The organism is Serpentinicella sp. ANB-PHB4 (assembly GCF_031432315.1).
GTDB lineage: Bacteria > Bacillota > Clostridia > Peptostreptococcales > Natronincolaceae > Serpentinicella.
In genome coordinates this window covers 144,325-153,271 of the sequence record NZ_JAVKGO010000006.1, presented here as the reverse complement: position 1 = coordinate 153,271, position 8,947 = coordinate 144,325, and the positions used below count along the sequence as shown (strand labels likewise).

At 34.2% G+C, this 8,947-nt stretch carries 7 protein-coding genes, 2 rRNA genes and 1 riboswitch; of the genes, 6 read left to right on the top strand and 3 right to left on the bottom strand.

What is annotated here, in order from left to right:
* From RH915_RS07035 to RH915_RS07025, 3 genes are all read left to right on the top strand, one after another.
* Nucleotides 1-725 (top strand): 23S ribosomal RNA (locus RH915_RS07035); the annotation flags it as partial.
* 51 nt (nt 726-776) lie between these two features.
* A 5S ribosomal RNA gene (gene rrf, locus RH915_RS07030) occupies nt 777-893 on the top strand.
* Nucleotides 894-1,374: 481 nt separating this feature from the next.
* Complete coding sequence (locus tag RH915_RS07025; protein WP_310478878.1) at nt 1,375-1,569, top strand: hypothetical protein; 195 nt, start codon at nt 1,375-1,377, stop codon at nt 1,567-1,569.
* 43 nt (nt 1,570-1,612) lie between these two features.
* Here RH915_RS07025 and RH915_RS07020 read toward each other — a convergent pair whose 3' ends face one another.
* Nucleotides 1,613-2,110, bottom strand: a complete 498-nt coding sequence (locus RH915_RS07020; protein ID WP_310478877.1) for a superoxide dismutase family protein — start codon at nt 2,108-2,110, stop codon at nt 1,613-1,615.
* 284 nt (nt 2,111-2,394) lie between these two features.
* Between RH915_RS07020 and RH915_RS07015 the strand changes: the two genes are divergently transcribed.
* The 3 genes from RH915_RS07015 (at nt 2,395) to RH915_RS07005 (ending at nt 5,981) form a co-directional block, all read left to right on the top strand.
* Nucleotides 2,395-2,601 carry a hypothetical protein gene (locus RH915_RS07015; RefSeq protein WP_310478876.1) on the top strand — a complete coding sequence of 69 codons (207 nt, stop codon included), beginning with the start codon at nt 2,395-2,397 and terminating at the stop codon, nt 2,599-2,601.
* A gap of 89 nt (nt 2,602-2,690) precedes the next feature.
* Nucleotides 2,691-3,683: a 2-oxoacid:acceptor oxidoreductase family protein gene (locus tag RH915_RS07010; protein ID WP_310478875.1), complete on the top strand. Its 993-nt coding sequence runs from the start codon at nt 2,691-2,693 to the stop codon at nt 3,681-3,683.
* 21 nt (nt 3,684-3,704) lie between these two features.
* Nucleotides 3,705-5,981 carry a thiamine pyrophosphate-dependent enzyme gene (locus tag RH915_RS07005; protein WP_310478874.1) on the top strand — a complete coding sequence of 759 codons (2,277 nt, stop codon included), beginning with the start codon at nt 3,705-3,707 and terminating at the stop codon, nt 5,979-5,981.
* Nucleotides 5,982-6,048: 67 nt separating this feature from the next.
* Here RH915_RS07005 and RH915_RS07000 read toward each other — a convergent pair whose 3' ends face one another.
* Complete coding sequence (locus RH915_RS07000) at nt 6,049-6,867, bottom strand: alpha/beta fold hydrolase (protein ID WP_310478873.1); 819 nt, start codon at nt 6,865-6,867, stop codon at nt 6,049-6,051.
* Nucleotides 6,868-7,379: 512 nt separating this feature from the next.
* Nucleotides 7,380-8,672, bottom strand: a complete 1,293-nt coding sequence (locus RH915_RS06995) for a homocysteine synthase (RefSeq protein ID WP_310478872.1) — start codon at nt 8,670-8,672, stop codon at nt 7,380-7,382.
* Between the two features lie 123 nt (nt 8,673-8,795).
* A riboswitch (SAM riboswitch) is annotated at nt 8,796-8,904 on the bottom strand.
* Nucleotides 8,905-8,947 lie beyond the last annotated feature (43 nt).

Genomic DNA, 8,947 nt, shown 5'->3' with positions numbered 1-8,947 from the left:
CCTTAACTGGTAGTCTGGCCCGTGTATATTTTGGCCATTAACTGGTCTTGGGACACTGTCAGGTGGGCAGTTTGACTGGGGCGGTCGCCTCCTAAAGAGTAACGGAGGCGCCCAAAGGTTCCCTCAGCACGGTCGGAAATCGTGCGTAGAGTGCAAAGGCATAAGGGAGCTTGATTGCGAGACATACAGGTCGAGCAAGGACGAAAGTCGGGCTTAGTGATCCGGTGGTTCCGAGTGGAAGGGCCATCGCTCAACGGATAAAAGCTACCCCGGGGATAACAGGCTTATCTCCCCCAAGAGTCCACATCGACGGGGAGGTTTGGCACCTCGATGTCGGCTCATCACATCCTGGGGCTGTAGTAGGTCCCAAGGGTTGGGCTGTTCGCCCATTAAAGTGGTACGCGAGCTGGGTTCAGAACGTCGTGAGACAGTTCGGTCCCTATCCGTCGCAGGCGTAGGAAATTTGAGAGGAGCTGTCCTTAGTACGAGAGGACCGGGATGGACGTACCGCTGGTGCACCAGTTGTTCCGCCAGGAGCATAGCTGGGTAGCTAAGTACGGAAGGGATAAGTGCTGAAGGCATCTAAGCACGAAGCCCCCCTCAAGATTAGATTTCCCATCCGCAAGGAGTAAGACCCCAGAAAGACGATCTGGTAGATAGGTCGGAGGTGTAAGTGCAGCAATGTATTAAGCTAACCGATACTAATAGGTCGAGGGCTTGACCAAAAGATGAAACTTTACTTTAAATATTGTGTAGTTTTGAGAGAATATCTCAAATGTCGTGACTATAGCGAAGGGGTCACACCTGTTCCCATACCGAACACAGCAGTTAAGCCCTTCAGCGCCGATGGTACTTGGTGAGAGATCGCCTGGGAGAGTAGGTCGTTGCGATACAAAAGTAAAGATACTTCACAGAAATGTTGAAGTATCTTTTTTAGTTTTTGTTTATTTAATTTCTAATTAGGATAAACAAAGCGCTGAAAGGGCTTAAATATTAAATAGGAAGTTAAAAATAGACCCATTACTATGATTTGTGCAAGGAAAGTAATACGTCTATTTTTAACTAAGTTGCTGACACAAAAGTAGGAAATACACACTTTTGGTCATCAACTTGTACTCTGTATAAGCGACTGACACCAAACTACTTTTGGGACATCTGCTTAACCGCCGATGGTACTTGGTGAGAGATCGCCTGGGAGAGTGGGTCGTTGCGATACAAATGTAAAGATACTTCACAGAAATGATGGAGTATTTTTTTTAGTTTTTGATAGTGAGATGTGAATCTTTAAATATAATTTATCCTTCCATTTAGAAGGAATAAATTAAAATAAGTAGAATAATATATATATAAACTTCTAAAAAGGGAAGTGAAATAATGAGTAACTGTAAGGTAATTAAACTAGATGAATTTAGAAATAGAAGACTTAAAAATAACAGAAATAGCCCTATAACTACAAACTCCTTATATAGTGTAGAAGATGATGATAGGATTAGAACACTAAACTTGTTTATGAAAGTATTAGAAAATATTCATAAAGAATCACATAAAAAGAAGATCACCAAAGGGTGATCTTCTTTTTTATATAGTAGGAAAGTGCTACTTTTCTACTATGTTAATAAGACCTTTTAATTATACCGCAGGCAATCCGTTCACCAGCATCACCAGTAGGTTGGGTTCTATAATCATCTGGATGAATATGGATAATTATTGATTTGTTTATAATATTATTGACCTTAAATCTATTAGTAAAAAATTGCATTCTAGCGTATCCATTATTAGAAAAAAGAACTGGAAGATCTCCAGCATGATTACCATGAGGTTGACCATCAGGTGCCCAATGACCTCCTGCACTTTCAAATGGTTCATCATTACTCCCATCACAAATGCCAACTTCATGTATATGAAAACCATGAGGTCCTATTGGTGGTCGATCATTTGTTGCTGGTGTATATTCTGGGAGTCCAAATACTTCAACCCAAACTTCTGCGCCGTTTGGCACATCAAAAAAATATACTGTACCTCTAATTTTAGGGAATTTTGGACTAGGTTTTAAATAAGCCACTGCTCTTTTAGAGAAGTAGTATGATTGGTTGTAATTACTATAATACATAAACGCACCTCACTTGTTTTGTAAACCGTTTTACGGCGTATTAGATACTAATATTAATATGTATTAAGTTAAAAGTTAGTGTTTGTTTTTTACTACAATGAATAAAATTTATATCTTTAGATAAATCTAAGAATAATATTATAAATCTATACTCTTAATTAAGAGACAGTAAATATAAAAGTTTAGCGGTTTAAAAATATTAGCCTGATCTTAAAGGTAATAAGTAATATAGTTATATTAATTTTTTTCATAGGGGAAAAAACTAAGAGAAAGGATATGACTTTATGAACATTAATTTTAATTCAGAACCAATTAAAAATTTTAAGGCGTATTATGATACAGGGTATAGATGCATACTTTATGAAGTTGATCAACAAGACAATCTGTTTACAGTGTACTTAAAGAATTTTAATACTGAAGATACAAGAGTTTTGAAATATACACCTGATGACGGTTATGTATTAAAAAATTATATAGATAGATTAACATAATAAAAATTTATATTTTTATTATGTATTTTTATTTATAAGATAAGAAGATATAACATTCATGCTAAATTATAAAGAAAAGAGGTATAGTAGTGAAGGAAGCAATATTACCAATTAAAAACAAGTATGGTTTTTTTGAAATTAGATTAGAAAGTATAGGTGGTTTAGGAGCAAATGTTGCTGGAAAAATTATTGCAGAAGCTGGAGTCATGGGGATGGGGTATAATGGATCAAATTTTGCTACCTATGGTTCAGAAAAAAAAGGAACACCTGTTAGCTCTTATATAAGATATTGTGATGATTGTAAACATTTAAGGATTAATAGTCCTGTAACAAAACCTAATATACTAGGTGTTTTTCATGAAAACTTAGCTGCTAGACTTCCTATAACAGCCGGAGTAACCTCTGATACAATTGTTGTTATAAATACAGATAAAAGTCCACAAGAGGCCAGAGATTATTTAAGGTTAGTAGGAGGCACTGTGGTTACTGTAGATGCCATTAAAATTGCTTACGATGAAAAAGTTGTAATGAATACCATTATGATTGGCGCCATTACTAGAATGATGGAGTTTATGGATAAAGATGCTATGATTAATAGTATAAAGCAAACCTTTAGCAAAAAAACAGAATTTCAAATTGAATCGAATATAAGAGGATTTAATGCTGGTTATCAACAAGTTGAATTAGCACATTTTGAGGAGGATGGCAAATTCCCTTATATTGAATTTGAAGAAATGAAAACAAAGTGGGGTTATAAAAATGCACCTATAGGAGGTGTCATTGTTGAGCCAGGAAATAGTATATTAAAAAATAATCAGTCTAGTAGACAAGGCAAAATTCCATTATTTCATGAAGGAAGGTGCATTCATTGTGGGATGTGTGAAATGACTTGTCCTGATTATTGCTATAAATTTGAGTTAAAAGAAGATGAGAAGAAACAAAAAATACAAATGTTTAATTTAGGGTTGGATTATCAGTTTTGCAAAGGTTGTTTAAGATGTGTAGATGTATGTCCAGTTGAAGCATTAACTGAGGAATTAGAGATAGATCATGAAATAGATAAATTAACAGTGAAGTTATAGATTGAAAGAAGGGATAAGATAATGAGAGAACAAAAAAGTATATTCAAGAACGGTAATGAAATGGCTGCTATTGCAGCAAGTCAAATGAACTTTCATGTTATGGGTTATTTTCCAATAACACCCTCAACGGGAATATCGGAAGAATTAAGTGCGTTTAAGGCAGAAGGTGAGCATGAAATTGTATTGATTCCTGCAGACGGGGAACATGGTGCAGCAGGAATATGTTATGGTGCATCGGTTGCCGGAGGTAGAGTAATAAATGCAACATCTGCAAATGGTTTATTATATGCATTAGAACAGTTACCAGTGCAATCTGGGACTAGAGCACCTATGATATTAAATGTTGTTACAAGAGCTGTTTCAGGGCCCCTTGATATAAAAGGGGATCATAGTGATATCATGTATACACTAAACTCAGGATGGATCACTTTAATGGCTAAAGACCCCCAAAGGGTATATGACTTTAATATTATAGCTACTAAATTATCAGAACAAAAAGATGTTATGTTGCCAGCAATGATTGCAAGTGATGGTTTTTTTACTAGTCACCAGAAAAGAAAAAATCATATTTTTAAAAACAATGAAGATGTACAAGGATTTATAGGTAAATATGAACCTGTCTATCATGCATTAGATGTAGAAAACCCTAAAACTTTTGGTCCATATATGAATGAACCAGACTTAATAAATAATAAGCTACAGCTAAGCGAAGCAATGGACAAAGCCTATGAAGCTTTACCAAAGGTATTTGAAGCGTTTGGCAGGGTTACAGGAAGATATTATGATTTATTAGAAACATATCAAGTTGAAGATGCTGAGGCTTGCATTTTCATACTGAACTCATCTTTTGATACAGCGATGGAAGCAGTAGATAACTTAAGAAAAGAAGGCAAAAAAGTTGGTGCTATTGCTGCTAATGTCATTAGACCTTGGCCAAGTAAAGAAATACAGAAAGCATTTAAAAATGTAAAAGCGCTATGTGTAGCAGATAGACAAGAAAGTTATGGAACAAAAGCAGGGAATATGAGTATTGAGATTAAAAGCACATTAAAAGATGATCCAGAAAACAGCACTTTAGTATTTAGTAGAGTATATGGTTTAGGTGGAAAAGAATTTTTCATACAAGATGCAGTAGACTTATTAAATGAAGCATTAGAAGTTGCAGAGCATGGGAAAATTAAAAATACTTTTAGTTATGTTGGTTCATATGAAGGAAATAATAATACGGAGGCAAAACAATATATTGATAAACCTACAGTCGAATACTTTGATAATGGTGTAACAGTTGAAAAAGAAGAAACTGGAGTGCTTAGTGTCAAAGGGGTGAACACCCGTAATATGACGGGGTTACCAAAAAGAATAGCTCCTGGTCATCAAGCCTGTCCTGGATGTGGAATATTTCCCAACTTAAACTTATTGTCAAAGGGGCTAAATGGATATGTAGTTTTTTTATTTCAAACCGGATGTGGAATGGTTGTAACAACCGGATATCCACATACAGCATTTAGAAGTACATATATCCATAATTTATTTCAAAACGGTGCACCGACCCTTAGTGGAGTTGTTGAAATGTTTCATGAGAAACAAAGACGAGGAGAGATACCACAGGATACGGATATTACTTTTGTTATGGTCAGTGGTGATGGTGGTATGGATATTGGAATGGGTCCCGCAATTGGTACTGCAATAAGAAATCACAATATGATCATTTTTGAATATGATAACGGTGGGTATATGAACACTGGGTACCAACTTTCTTATACAACGCCCCACTTAGCTGAAAGCAAAACATCAATTGTAGGCCCTTCATTTGAAGGAAAAAGCTCATTTCAAAAAGGGGATGAGTGGAGCACTTTTCATAAAGATACACCTATGATTATGGCAGGTACCCATATACCTTATATAGCTACTGTAGCAGAGTCTCATCCTGTTGATTTTATTAAAAAAATTGCAAAAGCACAATATGTATCAAAGAAGGAAGGATTAGCTTATGTAAAAGCAATTTCAGCTTGTCCGTTAAATTGGAAAAGTCCCCCTGAAGAACAAAGAAGTGTGATTGGGACTGCTGTTGATTCTTGTTACTTCCCTTTATTTGAAATATACCATGGTATAACCACACTGAATTATGATCCTGAAAAATCAAAAAATAAGATTCCTGTGGCAAGTTGGTTTAAGCGCATGGGAATAACAAAACATTTATTAGAAGAGAATAATAAAAAGCGAATGGAAAGTATACAACATGAAGTAGATCGTCGTTGGATGAGACTGAAAGCTTTAAGCGAACATCCTTTACTGTAAAAAATAATAAGATGAAAGAAAGCGCGTATTTTAATTTTTATACGCGCTTTTCTTGATAGAAATACTTTTATTTAACAAAATGTTTTGTTAAAAATCCAAATAATAATGTTGTTATCGTATCTGCCTTTTCTAAAATAGCAGCATGTCCACAGTCTGGAATAACAACAAATTCTGATTGTGGTAAGTTGTTGGCGATAATTTTTGAAAACTTTAAGGAAGTAATTACGTCATTTTCTCCACATACGACTAAAGCTGGACACTTTATATTACTTAATTGGGGAGTTAATCCAACACCATTATTAAATGTTTTATATAACTGAAGTTGGCCAAAATAAAAGTCATCAGGAATATTTTCCATTTCTTTTATTTTTTGTTCAATACCCTTTTTATATTTTTCAAGGAAAGTATTACTATAAACAGCAGGTGCACAACTCCAGAAAAAGTCATGGGCGTTTTTTGTAAGGGCTAAAGAACGCCATGATTTAATATGTAGTTTAATAATCTCATCAGCTTCACTAAGTGAATTGATAATCGTAATCGTTTTTACACTTTCAGGATAATCTGTAGCAAACCGCATAGCTACAGCACCACCATAGGATGTACTAACTGCATGAAATTCTTTTATGTTTAAGAAATCTAATAGCGCCTTTGCCTCAGAAGCATGTTCTGCTAAAGTATAGGGACCTTCAGGCTTATCAGAAAGAAGTTGGCCTTTAAAGTCATGAAGAATTATTTTGCAGTTTAATTTTTCAAGAGCGTCTAAAATTGGAGTCCAAGTACCAATACCAGACATGATGCCATTAAATAAAATAATCGTTTCTTCAGCATCAGGATTGCCTTTTATTTCGTAATATAGATTGATGTCATTTACTGTAAAATAGGGCATTTTAATCGCCTCCTTTGATGTTATTATATTACTTTGCAAAATAAGTGCCAATAGATAATATATGCCAAATATGCTGTATAAATATTAATTTTAAAAAGTCACATAAATTAAGTAACATTATGTGACTTGTAAAACTAGATATTAATCATTAGAATTGTTTAAATATAAGTATGATATTAACAAAGATACAATTTGATACATGTTACAATTAGTTACTATATTTAGATTTTAGTATAAAGAATTTTCTTTATTTTGATGATATTTGGTTACCTATTAGTTTGAACTCCTTGTACTAATATTATTAAACTAAAAACTGTTGTATACACTGTACTATACCCATAGAAGTATACAATTCCACAACACCTTAAATAGGCATATTCCATTAGGATTGTAAATATAACAACGTTCACACCTATAGAAATGCCTACTAGCAACTTGATAAAAATAAGTATACGATAACGAATGAATTATAGAGTTTCCTATGGAAAGTGGTATTAGTAACTTTTTTTATGTTAGGTTAACTTTGTGCTATTTAATGCTTGATCTAAGTCTGTAATTAAATCCTTTACATCTTCTAAACCTACAGATAATCGAATCATATCTTGTGTAACTCCTGCTAACTTTTGTTTCTCTTCGCTTAACTGTGCATGTGTAGTACTCGCTGGATGAATAACTAGAGATTTAGCATCAGCAACATTAGCTAATAATGAAAAAATTTCTAGGTTATCTATAAATGTTTTAGCCCCATCTATTCCACCCTTAACACCAAAAGTAAAGATAGAACCAGCACCCTTTGGAAAATATTTTTTTGCTAATTCATAATATTTATTATCTTTTGTGCTAGGGTAGTTAACCCAAGAAACTAAGGGATGATTTTGTAAAAAATTAGCTATTTTTTTTGAATTCTCCACATGACGAGCTACTCTGAGGGATAAAGTCTCAAGTCCTTGTAGAAGTAAAAAAGCATTGAATGGACTAAGTGAGGATCCAGTATCTCTTAAAAGCTGAACCCTTGCTTTTATGATAAATGCTAATTCTCCTAAATATTGAGCATATCTAATACCGTTATAACTATGATCTGGTTCAGTAAATCCAGGAAATTTACCACTGTCTGCCCAATCAAAATTCCCTGAGTCAATTATTAATCCACCAATTGATGTACCATGACCTCCAATAAATTTTGTTGCAGAGTGAACGACAATATCAGCACCAAAATCAATTGGTCGAATCAAATAAGGAGTACCAAAAGTGTTATCAACTATTAAAGGAATACCATTCTCATGAGCAATGTTTGCAACAGCTTCAATGTCTACTAAATTAATACTTGGATTACCTATTATTTCAAGATAGATAGCTTTTGTATTACCTTTAATAGCTTTTCTAAAGTTTTCTGGGTTATCTGGATCTACAAATACTGTATTAATACCTAACTTAGGTAACGTTGTTGAAAATAGATTATAAGTCCCTCCATAAAGGGTACTAGCAGAAATAATTTCGTCTCCAGTATTAGCAATATTTAAAATAGAATAGGTAATGGCTGCTTGTCCTGATGCAACAGCTAATGCCCCAACCCCTCCTTCTAGAGCCGCAATTCTTTGTTCAAGAACATCTGTTGTTGGGTTCATAATTCTAGTGTATATGTTCCCGGGCTCTTTTAATGAAAATAGATTAGCTGCATGGTCAGTATTGTTAAAAACATAAGAGGTAGTTTGATAAATTGGAACTGCTCTAGAACCCGTAGTAGGATCTGCTTGTTGTCCTGCATGTAGCTGTAGTGTGTCAAATTTTAAACGCTTCTTACTCATAAATAATCGCTCCTTTAAATTTAGAATTTAAAAACAAAATAACCTCTTTCATCATTTGAGGATGATGAAAGAGGTTATTAAAAAACTTATATTTATACAAATATAATCGTCTATAAAAGGCCTCTCTCATCTTTCAATATCTTTAATATTGCTGGAGTTGGCACCTTTCATAACGTATATGAAGGTTGCCGAGGTTTCATCGGGCCAGTCCCTACACCTCTCTTGATGAGAAAAATTATTAATTTTTTATAATAGTACTCTATATTTTTTAACAT